Source organism: Roseovarius sp. A46 (genome assembly GCF_004126395.1).
Lineage (GTDB): Bacteria > Pseudomonadota > Alphaproteobacteria > Rhodobacterales > Rhodobacteraceae > Roseovarius > Roseovarius nitratireducens.
In genome coordinates this window covers 62,338-79,051 of sequence record NZ_PVWS01000011.1, presented here as the reverse complement: position 1 = coordinate 79,051, position 16,714 = coordinate 62,338, and the positions used below count along the sequence as shown (strand labels likewise).

Genomic DNA, 16,714 nt, shown 5'->3' with positions numbered 1-16,714 from the left:
CCCGCCGCACGAGGACGGACCCAGCCATGCCCGAGAGCCTTTTGAATGTGCTGCGACGTATCCGGGCCCGGATCGCCTCTGGACGGTCCCGGCCCGATACCTCGGCGGTGACCACGGAAGGCCGTCTGCCGGTTCTGATCTACGGGGCCGGGCAAACCGGCCAGCAGCTTGCCGCCGCGCTGTTGCGTGATGACCGGCTGCGCCCGGTGGCCTTTGCCGATGACGAGCCCCGGCTTCGGGGCATCATCGTGTCGGGTCTGCGTGTGCATGGCCCCGAAGAGATCGAGGCGCTTGTTGCGCGGCACGGGATCGGGCGCATCATCCTCGCCATGCCCAGCGCGAGCGAGGCGGCGCGCACGCGACTCACCCGCCGGCTTGCCGCTACCGGCTGCGAGGTGCACGCGCTGCCCTCCTTCGCCGATCTGGTAACAGGCCGCGCGATAACCCCCTACGAGAGCCATCCCATCGACCCGACAACCCTTCTGGGTCGTGACGCGCTGGAAAACGAGTTGCCCGGCGTCACCGACGCTTATGCTGGGCGACGCGTCCTCGTGACCGGTGCGGGCGGCTCCATTGGCGCGGAACTGTGCCGCCAGATCGCGACCTGCGCGCCGAAGACGCTGATCTTGCTCGACCACGGAGAACACGCGCTTTTCCAGATCGAGCGCGAATTGCGTGACCTCGCCCCCGAGGTCGAGATCGTTCCCATCCTCGGCTCGGTCTGCGAGCCGGCGCTCGTCTCGGTGCTGATGCAGGCCAAGAAGATCGACGTCGTGCTCCACGCTGCCGCCTACAAGCACGTTCCGATGGTGGAATCCAATGCCATTGAGGGGATGCGCAACAACGTGATCGGCACCCGAACCGTGGCCAGCGCCGCGCTTGATGCCGGTGTCGAGCGGTTCATCCTCGTTTCTACGGACAAGGCGGTGCGCCCCACCTCGGTGATGGGCGCCTCCAAGCGGTTCGCCGAGATGATCGTGCAGGATCTCGCTACCCGCGCCACGCGCACGCGATTTTCCATGGTGCGTTTTGGCAACGTGCTGGGCTCGTCGGGATCGGTGATTCCCACTTTTTCAGAACAGATCGCACGGGGCGGTCCTGTCACGCTCACGCATCCGGATGTCACGCGCTACTTCATGACTATCCCCGAGGCGGTGCGGCTGGTGTTGCTGGCGGGCACCATTGCGCGCGGCGGCGATGTGTTCGTGCTCGACATGGGAGAACCGATCCGCGTGCGGGACATCGCGCTGCGGATGATCGAGGCATCGGGGCTCACCCTGCGCGACGCGGCCAATCCTGACGGCGATATCGAAATCGCCGTGACCGGGCTGCGCCCGGGCGAGAAGTTGCACGAGGAATTGCTCATCGGCTCGGATATGCTTACCACGCCGCACCCACGCATCCTGCGCGCGCAGGAGGGGCACCTCTCGGAGATTGAGCTTGCCAAGGCGCTCCGGTCGCTGTCCGAGGCGATCGAGACCCGCGACGTGGCTCTCTTGCGCACCATACTCGCGCAATGGATCGAACAGGCCCCTGAGGGAGAGGCTGTGAATGACTGACGGGATAAGCAGAATGGCAGCGAGCCAGGCAGCACTATTCCACTCCGGTTTCAGCCCCGGATATCGGCGAAGATGTTGATTTCTTCACTGGGCACGGGGCGATCGCGCTTGGCCGGCTTGGTGTCGGGGTCCGGAGCTACACGGCGTGGCCGTACGCGGCGCCGAGCCGCGATACGCTGCACTCGCGCGTGGTGCGAGAACACCGAGGCCCGGCGCAAACGCCGCTCGTCCAGTGTGAGATAGCTCAGCAGCACGCCGCAGCAGAGTGTCAGATCATACCAGAAGGCCGACAAATCCTCGACGGAGCCGACGATGAAATTGGTCGTGAAGCTCGAGACCAGCACGAAGAGCGCAAGGCTCAGCGCGGCAAGCCGCAGGGCCGCACCCAACATGAACCAGATCGCCAGCGCCAGAAGCGTGGTTGCGCCCGCCACCCCGCTGATTGCAGGGCTGAGGATGGGCCGGAACAGGACCGCAGGGTCGAAGCCATCGACGAGCTCGAGAGCCACCGCCATGAAGAAGGTGCCGGTGACGATCCGCAGCAGGTTGATGCCGATCTGATCGACGCCGGGAGCGGGGTCTTGGTCCATGACGGTCGGGCCTTTCTTGCCGTGTGCGGGAAACCGGACGTCACTTGCAACCAGAACGAAAGCTCTGTGGTGACAATTGCCGCGAATTCTGGCCGGAATCTGACCGTTTCAGGGAAAATGCGCGCCCGGCCTCAGCCGAGCGCGTCCTCCGCATCCGCGTCCTCATCGGTCTCTTCGGCGCGGTCGGCGATCCACGCGACCGAGACCACTTCCTCACCCTTTCCGGTGTCGAACACCCGAACGCCGCCCGCGCTGCGCGACCGGAAGGATATGCCCTCGACCGGCACGCGGATGGATTGGCCGGTGGAGGTGGCGAGCATGATCTGATCCTCCGGGCTGACCGGGAAGGAGGCGACGAGAGGCCCGCCGCGCATGGCGCGGTCGATGGCCGCCACGCCCATGCCGCCGCGCCCGCGTACCGGGTAGTCGTGGCTCGATGACAGCTTGCCGGTGCCACGTGCGGTGATCGTCAGGATCAGGTTCTCGGCCGCTTGCATTTCAGCGAAGCGGGTGGCGTCGATCGCCGCCCCGGCATCGCCCTCGTCCTCGCCCGTCTCGTCATCGGGAGCCCCTGCGGCGGCGCGGCGCATCTTGAGATAGGCGGCGCGCTCGTCCGCTGTGGCCTCGAAATGCCGTATCACGGACATCGACACCACGCGGTCCCCGTCAGCGAGGCGGATGCCACGCACGCCGGTGGATTTGCGGCCCTTGAAGACGCGCACATCGGTGACGGGAAACCGGATCGCGCGACCCGAATCGGTGACCAGCATCACGTCGTCATCGGGGGTGCAGATGCGCGCGTTGACCAGTTCGACGCCCTCGGGCAGGTCCATAGCGATCTTGCCGTTGCGTTTCACGTTGGTGAAATCGCTGAGCGCATTGCGCCGCACGTCGCCCGCAGAGGTAGCGAACACGATCTGAAGGTCGTCCCATTCCTCCTCGGTGCGATCCACCGGCATGATCGCGGCGATCGAGACGCCTGTGGGGATAGGCAGGATGTTGACGATCGCCTTTCCGCGCGAGGTGCGCGACCCTAGCGGCAGGCGCCAAGTCTTGAGCTTGTAGGCCATGCCGTCGGTGGTGAAGACCAGAAGCGGCGTGTGGGTGTTGGCGACGAAGAGCGAGGTGACAACGTCCTCGTCCTTGGTTGCCATGCTCGACAGACCCTTGCCACCGCGTTTCTGCGCGCGGAAATCCGCCAGCGCAGTGCGCTTTACATAGCCGCCTTGGGTGATGGTCACGACCATGTCCTCGCGCTCGATGAGGTCCTCGTCTTCCATGTCGCCGGACCAGTCCACGATCTCGGTGCGGCGCGGCACGGCGAATTGTTCGCGCACCTCGCGCAGCTCGTCCGAGATGATCTGCATGATCCGTTCGCGCGAGGCGAGGATGGCGAGGTAGTCCTTGATCTTGCCGGCAAGCTCCTGCAACTCGTCGGTGACCTCGCGCACGCCAAGCTGTGTCAGGCGTTGCAGGCGCAGGTCGAGGATGGCGCGGGCCTGCGTTTCGCTGAGGTTGTAGGTGCCGTCCTCGTTGGCGCGGTGGGTGGGGTCGTCGATGAGGGCGATATATTCGAGGATGTCGCCCGCCGGCCAGCGCCGTTCCATCAGCTTTTGCCTTGCCTCGGCGGCGTCGGCAGAGGCGCGGATCGTGGCCACCACCTCGTCCACGTTCGATACGGCGACGGCGAGACCGCAGAGCACATGCGCCCGTTCACGCGCCTTACGCAAGTCGTGTGCGGTGCGCCGCGCGACCACCTCCTCGCGGAACATGACGAACAGCGACAGGAAGCGGTGCAGGGTCAGTTGCTCGGGCCTGCCGCCGTTCAATGCCAGCATGTTGCAGCCGAACGAGGTCTGCATCGGTGTGAAGCGGTAAAGCTGGTTGAGCACCACGTCGGGGGTGGCGTCGCGCTTCAACTCGACCACCACGCGGACGCCGTTGCGGTCGCTCTCGTCCTGGACATGGGCGATGCCCTCGATCCGCTTTTCACGGGCAGCTTCGGCGATCCGCTCGATCATCGTGGCCTTGTTCACCTGGTAGGGGATTTCGTCGATGACGATGGCGTATCGGTCCTTGCGCAGTTCCTCCACCCGGGTCTTGGCGCGGATGATGACGCTGCCGCGCCCTTCCAGATAGGCCTTTCGCGCGCCGGAGCGGCCCAGCATCAGCCCGCCGGTCGGGAAATCGGGGCCGGGGACGTATTGAATGAGATCCTCGCTGCCCAGATCCGGATCCTCGATCAGTGCCAGCGTGGCGTCGATCACCTCGCCCAGGTTGTGCGGCGGAATGTTGGTGGCCATGCCGACGGCGATGCCGCCCGCGCCATTGACCAGCATGTTCGGGAAACGCGCGGGCAGAACCGTCGGCTCGCGGTCCTTGCCGTCGTAATTATCCTGGAAATCGACGGTCTCCTTCTCGATATCGGCGAGAAGGAAAGCGGCGGGCTTGTCCATGCGCACCTCGGTGTAGCGCATGGCCGCGGCGTTATCGCCGTCCATGGAGCCGAAGTTGCCCTGTCCGTCGAGGAGCGGCAGGGACATCGAGAAGTCCTGCGCCATGCGCACCAGCGCGTCATAGATCGCGCTATCGCCGTGGGGGTGGTATTTACCCATCACGTCGCCGACCGCGCGGGCGGACTTGCGATAGGGTTTGTCGTGAGTGTTACCGCCCTCGTGCATGGCGTAGAGGATGCGCCGGTGCACAGGTTTTAGACCGTCACGCAAATCGGGAATGGCGCGGCTCACGATCACGCTCATCGCGTAATCGAGATAGGAGGTCTTCATCTCGTGGGTGATCGAGACCTGCGGACCGGAGGCCGTTGGCGTCGTTTCGTCTGGGTTTTCAGGGGGTTGAGGCGTATCGCTCACGTTTTTGACCGTCCTGTGACATGCGCTATATCTTGCCCCTCCGTCTATATCAGAGCCACGATATGGGGTGCAATGGCGCAGGGGCGGGGCGCGTGGCAGCCACTGATCAAGAGTGATAACACACTGTTTTTATTGAAAAGTAATTCCTTCATGGCAAACTGATCCGGTCAGGCAAAGACAGGAGCAGAAAATGGAGATGACCGAGACGGAAATGTTGCTGAAGGGCTACGGGCTGACCACGGCGGAATTCTTCTACCGGATGCCGGATTATCGGAACGTGCTCAACAGCTACCTGTGGCAGGATTACGATCTTGCCCCCGATCACCCGAAGCTTTTCGATTTCATCGAGTTCTGGCAGCGCGAGATCGAGGGGCCGCTGCATTCGGTGCGCTTTTCTCATCGCAAGCTGATCGCGCCGGGCGAGTGGCGCAACGTGACCGGCGAGTTCACGCTTCATTGAGCGAAGAGTGGGGGTACTTCCCCCGGGAATATTTGGGGAAGATGAAGGCAAGGGTCTTGCGGCGGTGGCGGCGCTGCGCAATTAGCTGTTGAAATCGGGGGGCGTCCTGCTGTTACTGCGCGTCAGCCTGCATTCCCGATGAGGTCAGCCTGCATTCCCGATGAGGAAAGTGCCGCCCATGAGCCCCGATCAGATATTCGTTCTGCTGCTATTGCTCGGGGTCTTCGTGTGTTTCTTCAAGGAGGTGTTCCCGCCATCGGTGACGGCGCTGGGCGCGTCTGCGGTGCTGTTGGCCACTGGCATTATAGAGACCGAGGCGTTCCTGAAGGTGTTCGGCTCGGAGGCGCCGATCACCATCGCGATGATGTTCGTCATCTCCGCGGCACTGGAACGCACGGGTGTTCTTGAAATTATCGGCGGATGGCTGCGCGCGCAAGCGCGCGGATCCTACCTGCGGGCGCTGTTTCTGATGATGGCGGCCTCGATGATGGCCTCGGCATTCATGAACAACACGCCGGTGGTGATCCTGCTGACGCCGGTAATGATCTCGGTGGGCACGTCGCTGGGCGTTAGCTCGTCGCGGCTGCTCATTCCTCTGAGCTACGCGGCGATCTTCGGTGGTACGCTGACGCTGGTGGGCACCTCTACCAACATCCTGATGAGCGGGGTGGCGCGCGATGCGGGTCAGCCGGCGCTCACCATGTTCGAGATGACGTTGCCGGGACTGGTACTGGCCACGGTGGGGGTGGTTTACATGGCCTTTGCCGGGAGGTTCCTGTTGCCGGACCGGTCGTCGCTTGCGAGCGCGCTGGGACAGGAGGGCAAGCGCAAGTTCCTCGCCCGGCTGCTTATCCCACACGAGTCGCGCTATATCGGCAAGAAGCTGGAGGATTTGCCATTCAACCGGGCGGGAGCGCGCATTCTCGACGTGGTGCGTGGCGAGGTTTCGATGCGCCGCCACCTGCGTGACCTGACGCTGGAATCCGGTGACCGGGTGGTGATCAAGACCGATACCGGCGAGATACTCGGGCTGAAGGAGAACGGTGAGATCGAGTTTCGCGGCATGGATGATAGTGGCTTCGAGCCCGTCACTGCCGAGCGGACTGTGACGATGGAGGCAAGCGTCGGGCCCCACTCGCATTTGCGCGGGCGGCCCATCAAGGATCTCAAGCTGCGGCGCAAGTACGGCGTCTACCTGATGGCCGTGCACCGGCAGGAGCAGAACATAAGCCGTGACTTGCCGGAGGTGCGTCTGCAATTCGCCGATACCGTTCTGCTTGAGGGGCCGCCCGAGGGGCTGCGGCGGCTGATGGAGGATGGCGGCATCGTCAACCTTACCGAGCCCGCCGATCAGGCGATGCGCCGTTCGAAGGCCCCCATCGCCATCGTCACCATCGCGGCGGTGATGATCCTCGCCGCGCTGGGCGTGATGCCCATCGCCGGACTGGCTGTGATCGGGGCGGTGGTGGTGATGATGACCGGCTGTGTCGAGGCCGACGAGGCGTTCGAGGCGATCGACTGGCCGATCCTGTTCCTGATCTTTGGCATGCTGGGGATGAGCCTCGGGCTGCAGGAGACGGGGGCGGCGAAAGTCATCGTCGAGTCGATGGTGGGGCTTATGCAGGGCTTGGGACCGCTGGCGGTGCTGGCGGCGGTCTATTTGTTGACCAACTTGCTGACCGAGATGGTGACCAACAACGCGGTGGCGATCCTCGTGGGGCCCATCGCGATCGCACTGGCGCTTGAGCTGGGTTATGACCCGCGCCCGTTCATCATCACGGTGATGTTCGCCGCCTCGGCGAGTTTCGCCACGCCGATCGGCTATCAGACCAACACCTTCGTTTATGGCGCGGGGGGTTACAAGTTCCGCGATTTCCTCGTCGTGGGCCTGCCGCTCAACCTGCTTTACGCGGCGGTGGCAATCCTCGTGATCCCGTTTTTCTTTCCGTTTTGAACGGGGCGCGCCTGCGCCAAGCTGCCGCTTTCGCACGGCGGCAATCTGGCCTATGGCTCGGGCGTCAAGCAGGAGAGACGTCGCGATGATGCCCCAACCCGTGCCGCTGAGCCGCGACCTCGTTCTCGTGGGGGGCGGGCACGCCCATGCACTGGTGCTGCGCATGTGGGGGATGGATCCGCTGCCGGGAGCGCGGCTGACTGTGATCGACCCGAACCCCGTGGCTCCCTATTCGGGGATGCTGCCGGGGATGGTGGCCGGCCATTACCGGCAGCGCGACCTGGAGATCGACCTCGTGCGGCTGGCGCGCTTCGCGGGCGCGCGGCTGGTCGTGGGCGCAGTGTGCGGCATCGACGCGGAGGCGCGGCGGATCACGCTCGGGGACGGGCGCGAGATCGGCTATGACGTGGCTTCGGTCGATGTGGGCGTGCATGCGCGGATGCCGACCCTGCCAGGATTTTCGGAACACGGCGTGGCCGTCAAGCCGCTCGGTCCCTTTGCCGCGCGCTGGGAGGCGTTCGTGGCCGATGTGGCGGCGGGGCGACAGGCCCCCGAGGCGGCGGTGATCGGCGGCGGTATCGCGGGGGTCGAGGTGGCGTTGGCCATGGCGCACCGGCTGCGGCAGGTGGTGGGACGCGCCGAGGTGACCCTGATCGAACGTGCACGCGTGATCACGCCGGAGGGGCCGGTGCTGCGTCCGCGGCTGATGCGGGCGCTGGCGGATATGGGGGTGAGGGTGTGCACGGGCGCGCAGGTGGCGGAAGTGCAGGCCGGGGCCGTGGTGCTGGACGGCGGCGAGAGCGTGCCCGCACGCCTGACGGTCGGGGCGGCAGGGGCGCGGGCGCATGATTGGCTGGCGGAAACCGGCCTGCCGGTGACGGAGGGCGGGTTCGTGCGCGTCGCTCCCGATCTGCGGGTTGAGGGGGAGGAAGCGCTTTTCGCCGTAGGCGATTGTGCGCATCACTCAAACGCGCCGCGGCCCAAGGCCGGAGTCTTTGCGGTGCGCGCGGCGCCGGTGCTGCGCGACAACCTGCGCGCGGTGCTCTCCGGCGGGACGACGCGGTCGTTTCATCCGCAGCGCGACTATCTCAAGCTGGTGTCGCTGGGCGAGCAAAGGGCGGTGGCCGAGAAGTTGGGGATCGCCTTTTCCGGGCGACTTCTGTGGCGCTGGAAGGACCGGATCGACCGCGCCTTCATGGGCAAGTTCGACCCGTTGCCGGAGATGCGGAAAGAACCGCCCCCGCGCGACCGCGCATTGTCGGACGAAGAGGGCCATGAGCCGATGTGCGGCGGCTGCGGGGCCAAGGTGGCGCCAGCGGTGCTGCGTGACGCGATCGTGGGCCCGGGCGACGATGCGGCGGTAATTGAGACCGGGGGCGTGGGTCAGGTGCTGAGTACCGATCATCTGCGCGCCTTTACCCAGGATCACGGGCTGATGGCGCAGATTGCGGCGCTGCATGCGCTGGGAGATATCTGGGCGATGGGCGCGCGCCCGCAGGCGGCGCTTGTGTCGGTGACGCTGCCGCGGATGAGCGAGGCATTGCAGGCTCGCAGCATGGCCGATATCATGGCAGGCGCGCGCGCGGCGCTGAATCCCGCAGGGGTTGAGATTGTCGGCGGCCATTCGAGCATGGGGGCGGAGGCGAGCATCGGGTTTTCGCTCACCGGGATCGTCGAGGGCGCGGCGATCACGCTCGGGGGCGCGCGACCTGGCGACGCGCTGATCCTGACGCGACCGATCGGGTCCGGCACGCTGCTGGCCGCCGAGATGCGCGGAGAGGCGGAGGGCCGCGATATCGTGGCGCTGTTCGCGCGGCTGGCGGTGCCGCAGGGCGATGCCGCGGCAATCCTCGTGCGGGCGCGGGCGATGACGGATGTGACGGGCTTCGGGTTGGCAGGGCACCTGCGCAACATCTGCCTGGAGTCGCGCGTGGCAGCGTGGATCGATGCGGACGCGGTGCCGATATTGCCGGGGGCCGAGGCGCTGGCCGCGCGTGGGGTGCGCTCGACCATCTGGGCGGCCAACCGGCGCGCGGCCCCCGTGGCCGGGCTGGGCGAGACGGCGCGAGAGGCGCTGCTGCACGATCCGCAAACGGCGGGGGGACTGCTGGCCGCGGTGGAGGCCGGGCACGCCAACGAACTGGTGGCGCGGCTGCGCGCCGCCGGGCACGACGCTGCGCTGATCGGCGGGATCGAAGAGGGGATGCCTGGCGCGCTTCGGTGTAGCGGTGCGGCGGGGTGAGGCTGGCGGCGTGCAAGCACGCCTTTGCTTCGCGCGGGGGAACGTCCTGTCCGTCCGAACCGGGCCAATCGCGCCGCTCGGTCCGGAGTCTCGGCCTGTCTGCTAGAAATCCCCGCCCGCACCTTGCTGCCACGGTTTCACGAGGTTTCCGAAGCGCGTGAACTGGTCCTCGAAGCTGAGCTCCACCGTGCCGATGGGGCCGTGGCGCTGCTTGCCGATGATGACCTCGGCCTTGCCTTCGAGCCGGGCCATTGCCTCTTGCCAGTCGGCCATTTTTTCAAGCTCGTGGTCGCCCGGTTTCTCGCGTTCTTTGTAATAGACCTCGCGAAAGACGAACATCACCACGTCGGCATCCTGCTCGATCGAGCCCGATTCGCGCAGGTCCGAGAGCTGCGGTCGCTTGTCCTCGCGGCTTTCCACCTGGCGCGAGAGCTGCGAGAGCGCGAGCACCGGGATATCGAGTTCCTTGGCGATGGCCTTTAGGCCCATCGAGATCTCGCCGATCTCCTGCACCCGGTTCTCGGCAGTGCCGCGCACGAGCTGGAGATAGTCCACGATCAACAGGTCGAGCCCGTGGGTGCGCTTGAGCCGCCGCGCGCGTGCGGCGATCTGGCTGATCGGCAGCGCGGCGGTGTCGTCGATGAAGAGCGGGCAGGATTCGAGTGCCTTGGCGGCCTCGACGAAGCGGCGGAACTCGCCCTCGTCCATGTCACCGCGGCGGATTTTATGCGAGGGAATTTCTGCGGCTTCGGACAGGATGCGACTGGCGAGCTGTTCGGCCGACATTTCGAGTGAGAAGAAGCCCACCACGCCGCCATCCACGGTGCCCTGCGTCCCGTCAGGGAGCGTGCCCTTGCGGTAGGCGCGAGCGATGTTGAAGGCGATGTTGGTAGCGAGCGAGGTCTTGCCCATCGAGGGTCGCCCGGCGAGGATCAGAAGGTCCGAGCGATGCAAGCCGCCGAGCTTGCTGTCCATGTCGTGAAGCTCGGTGGCGAGCCCCGCGAGGCCACCGTCGCGCTGGTAGGCGGCGTTGGCGACGTCGACGGCATCCTTGACCGCCTTGAGAAAGCTCTGGAATCCGCTCTCCGACTTGCCCTGTTCGGCGAGTTGGTAGAGCTTCTGTTCGGCATCGACGATCTGGTCGCCCGGCTCGCTGCCGATCTCGACGCGAGCGGCACGGGCGGCGATGTCGTGACCCAATGCGATCAGCTCGCGGCGGATGGCGAGATCATAAATCATCTGCGCGTAGTCACGCGCAGCGTAGGTTGAGATCGCAGCCCCCGCGAGATTGACGAGGTAGGCGGGACCGCCGAGTTCCTTGAGCCCGTCATCTTCTTCGAGGAAGGCGCGCAGTGTCACCGGCGAGGCAAGCGCGTTGCGGGTGATGCGCGCCGCCGCAGTCTCGAAGATACGGGCATGGACGGGATCGTAAAAATGCTGCGGGCCGATGATGGCGGCCACGCGGTCGTAGATGTCGTTGTTGGTCAGGATCGCGCCGAGAAGCTGCTGCTCGGCCTCGATGGAATGGGGCACACTGTCGGCGGCCTCGATCCCTGCCCCGGTGGGATTGAATACGCTGACCTCGTTCATGCCCGTACTGCCCTCGTTCTTCGTGATGTCCGGCGTTCGCGTGTTCTACGCCAAAGCCAAGGTTCGCGCCACATGGACAAAGCTGTGGACGATAGCGGGGATAAGGGGGCCGAGACCTCAGCCGCGCGACGTCCTGTCCCGCATCCTGTGGTGTTACGCGGTTACTCTACCATATCTGGAGTGGAATTTCGATTCGAGTGGTGGGTTATCCACCGCTCTTGGGCGTGAATTTATTTCTTGTTTGCTTCCTGCCACTTACGGGGTGCGTGCAGAAACGCCTCGACCTCGTCGAGTGTCGCGGCGGCAATGGCTCCCTGCGCGCGCGCCTCGGCCAGCACGTCCCACCATGTGCAGAGGTGGTGGAGCGCCACGCCGTGATCGCCGAGGGTGCGCTCGGTCTCGGGGAAGATGCCGTAGTAGAAGATCACCGCCGTGTGCGCGCAGGTGGCCCCGGTCTCGCGGATGGCATCGACGAAGCTGAGCTTGGAGCCGCCATCGGTGGTGAGGTCCTCGACCAGCAGCACGCGCTGACCCTCGGCCATGGTGCCTTCGATGCGGGCGTTGCGACCGTAGCCCTTGGGCTTCTTGCGGACATAGGTCATCGGCAGGGCCATGCGCTCGGCCACCAGCGCGGCGAAGGGGATGCCCGCCGTCTCGCCGCCGGCGACGTTGTCGAACGCCTCGAATCCGGCCTCGCGCATCACGGTTATGCTGAGGAAATCCATCAAGGTGCTGCGGATGCGTGGGAAGGAGATGAGCTTGCGGCAGTCGATATAGGTCGGCGAGGGAAGCCCCGAGGCCAGCGTGAAGGGGGTGTCCGCGTTGAAATGCACAGCGCCGATCTCCAGCAGCATGCGGGCGGTGAGGCGGGCAATTTCATCCTTTGGGGGGTCGGTGGCGGGGATCATGGCGTGGTCCTTGGGTCTGGGCGGTGTGCCGAAGAACTATGATGCCTCCGGCGAGGATATTTCGGGCAAGATGAAGCTCAGTCCACCCGCCAATGGAGCGGAAAGCCGGCGTCGAAGACGGTGACGGGGCCGTCGCCGGTGTCAATCTTGTCGGGGTAGGGGACCGGATCGCCCTTGGTCAAGGTGATCCGCGCCTCGTTCGGGGGCAGGCCGTAGAAGGCTGGGCCGTTGAGTGACGTGAAGCCTTCGAGCCGGTCGAGCGCGCCCTCCTCTTGGAACACGTGGGCGAGGATCGAGAGCGTGTTCGTCGCGGTAAAGCAGCCGGCGCAGCCGCAGGCGCTTTCCTTCAACGGGTCGGTATGGGGCGCACTGTCGGTGCCGAGGAAAAACCGTGCGTCGCCCGAAGTGGCGGCAGCGCGCAGGGCGAGGCGGTGGTCCTCACGCTTGGCCACGGGCAGGCAGTAGTAATGTGGTTTGATGCCGCCCACTAGCATGTGGTTGCGGTTGATGACGAGGTGATGGGTGGTGATCGTGGCGGCGAGGTCGCGGTCCTGAGATGTGACATAGGCCACGGCATCCGAGGTGGTCACATGCTCCATCACTACGCGCAGCCCCGGTGTGGCGCGGCGGATGGGATCGAGCACGCGGTCGATAAACGCCGCCTCGCGGTCGAAGATGTCCACCTCTGGGTCGGTCACCTCGCCATGCACGCAGAGCGGCAGACCGACCTCGGCCATCTTCTCCAGCACGCCGCGCACGCGGTCGAAATCGCGCACGCCGGAGGCCGAATTGGTGGTGGCCCCAGCCGGGTAGAGCTTGACCGCCGTAATCAGTCCCTCGGCATGGGCGGCGGCCACGTCGTCCGGGTCGGTTTCTTCCGTCAGGTAGAGCGTCATCAGGGGGGTGAAGTCCATCCCCTCGGGCAGCGCGGCCATGATCCGGTCGCGATAGGCGCGGGCTTGGACGCCGGTGACGACCGGCGGCACGAGGTTCGGCATGATGATGGCGCGGGCGAAGTGGCGCGCGCTCTCTGGCAGGACGGCGGCCAGCATCGCGCCGTCGCGCAGGTGCAGGTGCCAGTCGTCGGGGCGGCGGATGGTCAGGCTCGATTGCATGGTCCGAGCGCATACACAATCGCGCGCGGTTGCGCCAGTGCTAGCCGTCGCGTTCCGCGAGACGGGCTTGCGCCCTGCTCAGCGCGTTTCGGTAGCGTGGGCCGCCCCGTTTCCGGGCCAGCGCGTTGGTGCAAAAGAGCACGGTAAGCCCGTCACGCTGCTCGTTGACCAGCCGACGCAACAAAGGGAAGAGATATCCCTGTTCCTCTCGGCGCTTGCGCCAGAGCCGGGCGAGGCTCTGGCAGTTGAGTTTGTCCGCGCTCATTTGAGCGAGGATGCGCGGAAGTAAGCCCATCTGCGAGAGCGTCTCCTCGATGGAATAGCCAAGGTGGCGGGTGCGGAAGCGCAAAACGTTGCTGCGGTTGAACAGCGCCGAGTGCATGGCGTCGAGTTCGATCTCGGGATCGTAAAGCAGTACCGCGTGGGCGGCGGCATCGAGCATATCGGGTGCATAGCCGTAGCGGTCGGTGAAAGAGGTGCGACGCATGGCCAGATAGCGATCGTCCCACTCGGCCATACGCGGGTCGAGCGTCGCCTGCGGACGCAGCATCAGCACCTTTGCCCCCGGCGCGGCCACTGAGAACGCGGCGGCGGCATAGCCGCGGGGCCCGGCACCATAGAAGATCACCTGCTCGAACTCGTCGAAGAAACCGTCGTCAATCAGTCGGTCGAAAAAGCCGTAGACGCGGGCATCGCGAAACCATGTGTCGCCGTTGCTGAGCAGGCACAGATGCGACCAGCCGAGCGCCTCGAGCATGGTCCAGCCGAAGGGGTGCGCGCGCTCCGAAAGCACCTCGAGCCGGTCGAAGCTCTCGAAGGTGACAAGCAGCACCGGCTTGCGCTCGCAAAACAGCGCTGCGTGCTTGTTCCCCAATGGTTGCATGTAGCCGTCATCGCCGATCACCGTCTCGGCGTGGTCGAGCCAGTCCTGCCAGTCACGCCCCGTGAGATCGGCACTGGTGATATCGCTCTTGTCTTGCATCCGCTCCGACCTTGTCTGCTACACACTGCCCCGTCGCGGGTCTACAGCCCGCTTCGAGGTCAGAAATTGCCGTTCGAATGGGGCGAAACTTGGGAAAATCCGCGGGCTTTCTGCGAGGTGGCAGGTGACGAGCGTTACGGGTGCGCGCCCTTGACCGGGGCACGCGGGCCATGCAGTTCTGTGCGGGGTGAGGTAGATGGAGGTCTGGCAGGTGAATATCCCCCAATCCATTGGCGCAGTTCAGGACATGCTCGGTGCGCAAGGCTATGTCTGCGGGCGCGCTCTGGGCACCGTCGCCTTTCTCGCGCTGCGGCTCGGGCGGCCCTTGTTTCTGGAGGGTGAGGCCGGAACCGGCAAGACCGAGATCGCCAAGGCGCTTAGCCTTGCGCTGGGCCGCCGACTGATCCGGTTGCAATGCTACGAGGGTCTTGATGCCGCCACCGCCGTATACGAGTGGAATTTCGCGGGCCAGATGATCGCCATCCGCACCGCCGAGGCCGCGGGCGGGGTGGATCGCGCGCATCTCAAGGACGAGGTTTTCACCGAGGAGTTCCTGATCGAGCGCCCGCTGTTGCAGGCGATGCGGCCGCAATCGGGCGGCGCGCCGGTGCTGCTCATCGACGAGATCGACCGCACCGACGAGCCGTTCGAGGCGTTCTTGCTCGAAGCCTTGAGCGATTTTCAGGTGACGATTCCCGAACTGGGCACCATCGCCGCCCCCGAGCCGCCTATCGTCATCCTGACGTCCAACCGTACCCGCGAAGTGCATGACGCGGTCAAGCGGCGCTGTCTATACCACTGGGTGGATTATCCCGGTTTCGACCGCGAGATCGAAATATTGCAGGCCCGTGCTCCCGAGGCTGCCGAAAGCCTCAGTCGCGAGGTTGTGGCTTTTGTTCAGCGCCTGCGCACTGAGGACCTGTTCAAGAAGCCGGGCGTGGCCGAAACGATCGACTGGGCCAAGTGCCTGCTGGCGCTCGACGTGGTTAGCCTCTCGCCCGAGGTGATCGCCGACACCCTGGGCGCAGTGCTCAAGTACCAGGACGATATTGCGCGGTTACAAGGTTCGGAAGCCAAGCGTATTCTGGATGAGGCGCGGGCGGGACTGGCGCCTGTCTGATGTTTCTTCTTGATCGAAATACGCCGGGGGTGTGGGGGCGGCGTCCCCACGAGGCGCCATGACCGAATCCGCGCCATTCGATCTGCCGGACAACCCGAAACTCACCCATAACATCGTCCATTTCGCCCGCGCGCTCAGGGCCGCCGGGTTGCCGGTGGGCCCCGGGCGCGTAATCGACGCGGTGCGCGCGGTGGCGGCGGCGGGGTTCACCTCGCGGTCTGATTTTTTCTACGCGCTGCGCGCCTGCTTGGTGACACGACCCGAGCACCTGACTGTTTTCGCTCAGATATTCCGCCTCTACTGGCGCGATCCGCGCTACATGGAGCACATGATGGCGATGATGCTGCCCGCCATTCGCGGCGTGCAGGAGGACCGTGGCGCCGCCCCCGCGGAAAAGCGCGCGGCGGAGGCGCTGCTCGACGGGGTGGACCGGGCTCCGCCCGAGAGCGACGGTGAGGATCTCGACGAGGAGACGGTGATCGAGATCGACGCCACCGCCACCATGTCGCGCGAGGAGCGGCTGCGCAGTCTCGATTTCGAGCAGATGTCCAATGCCGAGATCGCAGAGGCGAAGCGGATGCTGGCGCGGCTGTCGCTGCCGGTGCGTCCGCTGGCCTCGCGGCGCGGGATCGCCGATCCGCACGGGCCGAGGTTTGACGCGCGCGCGAGCCTGCGGGCGGCGCTGCGTCGGGGCGGTGAAATGCGCCGATTGCATCGCAAGACCCCGCGCGAGCGATGGCCGAACCTTGTGGTGCTTTGCGATATTTCCGGGTCCATGAGCCAATACAGCCGCATGGTTCTGCATTTTCTTCATGCCGTTGCCAATCACAAGGGTGCTGGCTGGGCGCGGGTCCATGCCTTCACATTCGGCACGCAGCTCACCAACATCACCCGCCACCTGGCCACCCGCGACGTCGATGCGGCCCTTGCCGCCGCCGGAAAACAGGCGCAGGATTGGGAGGGTGGCACGCGGATCGGCGCCTGCCTGCACGCATTCAACCGCGACTGGTCGCGCCGGGTGATGGGGCAGGGGGCGGTGGTGCTGCTTATCACCGATGGGCTCGACCGCGAGGAGGCGGGACAACTGGGCCACGAGATGGAGCGGCTGCACCTCTCGGCGCGGAGGCTGATCTGGCTCAATCCGCTGCTCCGGTGGGACGGGTTCGCGCCCAAGGCACAAGGCATCCGGGCGATGTTGCCGCATGTGGACGCGTTCCGCGCCGGCCATTCGGTTGCCACTCTCGAAGAGCTTGCCGAAGCGCTCTCGCGCGTCGAGGATGGCGGTGAGAGAGCGCGCCTGATGGCAGCGATGGAGGGGTGAGAG

General features: G+C 65.6%; 12 protein-coding genes. 6 read left to right on the top strand and 6 right to left on the bottom strand.

Annotated elements, in window-relative coordinates; translation table 11 throughout:
• Positions 1 to 26: 26 nt before the first annotated feature.
• Positions 27 to 1,559, top strand: coding sequence for a nucleoside-diphosphate sugar epimerase/dehydratase (locus C6W92_RS07910; protein WP_241691102.1), 1,533 nt, complete (start codon positions 27 to 29; stop codon positions 1,557 to 1,559).
• Positions 1,560 to 1,609: 50 nt separating this feature from the next.
• Here C6W92_RS07910 and C6W92_RS07905 read toward each other — a convergent pair whose 3' ends face one another.
• Both C6W92_RS07905 and gyrA read right to left on the bottom strand, forming a co-directional pair.
• Positions 1,610 to 2,149 carry a hypothetical protein gene (locus tag C6W92_RS07905; protein WP_129432457.1) on the bottom strand — a complete coding sequence of 180 codons (540 nt, stop codon included), beginning with the start codon at positions 2,147 to 2,149 and terminating at the stop codon, positions 1,610 to 1,612.
• Between the two features lie 131 nt (positions 2,150 to 2,280).
• The gene (gene gyrA, locus C6W92_RS07900) at positions 2,281 to 5,019 is read right to left on the bottom strand and encodes a DNA gyrase subunit A (protein WP_129432456.1); all 2,739 of its coding nucleotides are present in this window, start codon (positions 5,017 to 5,019) and stop codon (positions 2,281 to 2,283) included.
• 190 nt (positions 5,020 to 5,209) lie between these two features.
• Between gyrA and C6W92_RS07895 the strand changes: the two genes are divergently transcribed.
• From C6W92_RS07895 to selD, 3 genes are all read left to right on the top strand, one after another.
• Positions 5,210 to 5,479: an usg protein gene (locus C6W92_RS07895; protein WP_104019347.1), complete on the top strand. Its 270-nt coding sequence runs from the start codon at positions 5,210 to 5,212 to the stop codon at positions 5,477 to 5,479.
• A 178-nt stretch (positions 5,480 to 5,657) separates the two neighbouring features.
• Positions 5,658 to 7,433 carry an SLC13 family permease gene (locus tag C6W92_RS07890; RefSeq protein ID WP_129432455.1) on the top strand — a complete coding sequence of 592 codons (1,776 nt, stop codon included), beginning with the start codon at positions 5,658 to 5,660 and terminating at the stop codon, positions 7,431 to 7,433.
• An 85-nt stretch (positions 7,434 to 7,518) separates the two neighbouring features.
• Positions 7,519 to 9,675, top strand: coding sequence for a selenide, water dikinase SelD (selD, locus tag C6W92_RS07885; protein WP_129432454.1), 2,157 nt, complete (start codon positions 7,519 to 7,521; stop codon positions 9,673 to 9,675).
• A gap of 102 nt (positions 9,676 to 9,777) precedes the next feature.
• Here the strand turns inward: selD and C6W92_RS07880 are convergent, their stop codons facing one another.
• From C6W92_RS07880 to C6W92_RS07865, 4 genes are all read right to left on the bottom strand, one after another.
• Complete coding sequence (locus tag C6W92_RS07880; protein WP_104019344.1) at positions 9,778 to 11,265, bottom strand: replicative DNA helicase; 1,488 nt, start codon at positions 11,263 to 11,265, stop codon at positions 9,778 to 9,780.
• A gap of 230 nt (positions 11,266 to 11,495) precedes the next feature.
• Positions 11,496 to 12,173 (bottom strand): orotate phosphoribosyltransferase, encoded by a 678-nt coding sequence (locus C6W92_RS07875; protein WP_129432453.1) that lies wholly within the window; start codon positions 12,171 to 12,173, stop codon positions 11,496 to 11,498.
• Between the two features lie 77 nt (positions 12,174 to 12,250).
• Entirely contained in the window at positions 12,251 to 13,288 is a 1,038-nt protein-coding gene (gene pyrC, locus C6W92_RS07870; RefSeq protein WP_129432452.1) for a dihydroorotase, read from the bottom strand.
• A gap of 40 nt (positions 13,289 to 13,328) precedes the next feature.
• Positions 13,329 to 14,270, bottom strand: coding sequence for a phosphoadenosine phosphosulfate reductase (locus tag C6W92_RS07865; protein ID WP_129432451.1), 942 nt, complete (start codon positions 14,268 to 14,270; stop codon positions 13,329 to 13,331).
• 211 nt (positions 14,271 to 14,481) lie between these two features.
• Here C6W92_RS07865 and C6W92_RS07860 point away from each other — a divergent pair, with 211 nt between their 5' ends.
• Positions 14,482 to 15,390 carry a MoxR family ATPase gene (locus tag C6W92_RS07860; RefSeq protein ID WP_129432480.1) on the top strand — a complete coding sequence of 303 codons (909 nt, stop codon included), beginning with the start codon at positions 14,482 to 14,484 and terminating at the stop codon, positions 15,388 to 15,390.
• A 58-nt stretch (positions 15,391 to 15,448) separates the two neighbouring features.
• The gene (locus C6W92_RS07855) at positions 15,449 to 16,711 is read left to right on the top strand and encodes a VWA domain-containing protein (RefSeq protein WP_129432450.1); all 1,263 of its coding nucleotides are present in this window, start codon (positions 15,449 to 15,451) and stop codon (positions 16,709 to 16,711) included.
• Positions 16,712 to 16,714: the final 3 nt, after the last annotated feature.

Coding starts and splice junctions, on each gene's coding strand:
- C6W92_RS07910 (WP_241691102.1), top strand. CDS start 27: ATGCCCGAGAGCCTTTTGAATGTGCTGCGACGTATCCGGGCCCGGATC.
- C6W92_RS07905 (WP_129432457.1), bottom strand. CDS start 2,149: ATGGACCAAGACCCCGCTCCCGGCGTCGATCAGATCGGCATCAACCTG.
- C6W92_RS07895 (WP_104019347.1), top strand. CDS start 5,210: ATGGAGATGACCGAGACGGAAATGTTGCTGAAGGGCTACGGGCTGACC.
- C6W92_RS07890 (WP_129432455.1), top strand. CDS start 5,658: ATGAGCCCCGATCAGATATTCGTTCTGCTGCTATTGCTCGGGGTCTTC.
- selD (WP_129432454.1), top strand. CDS start 7,519: ATGATGCCCCAACCCGTGCCGCTGAGCCGCGACCTCGTTCTCGTGGGG.
- C6W92_RS07880 (WP_104019344.1), bottom strand. CDS start 11,265: ATGAACGAGGTCAGCGTATTCAATCCCACCGGGGCAGGGATCGAGGCC.
- C6W92_RS07875 (WP_129432453.1), bottom strand. CDS start 12,173: ATGATCCCCGCCACCGACCCCCCAAAGGATGAAATTGCCCGCCTCACC.
- pyrC (WP_129432452.1), bottom strand. CDS start 13,288: ATGCAATCGAGCCTGACCATCCGCCGCCCCGACGACTGGCACCTGCAC.
- C6W92_RS07865 (WP_129432451.1), bottom strand. CDS start 14,270: ATGCAAGACAAGAGCGATATCACCAGTGCCGATCTCACGGGGCGTGAC.
- C6W92_RS07855 (WP_129432450.1), top strand. CDS start 15,449: ATGACCGAATCCGCGCCATTCGATCTGCCGGACAACCCGAAACTCACC.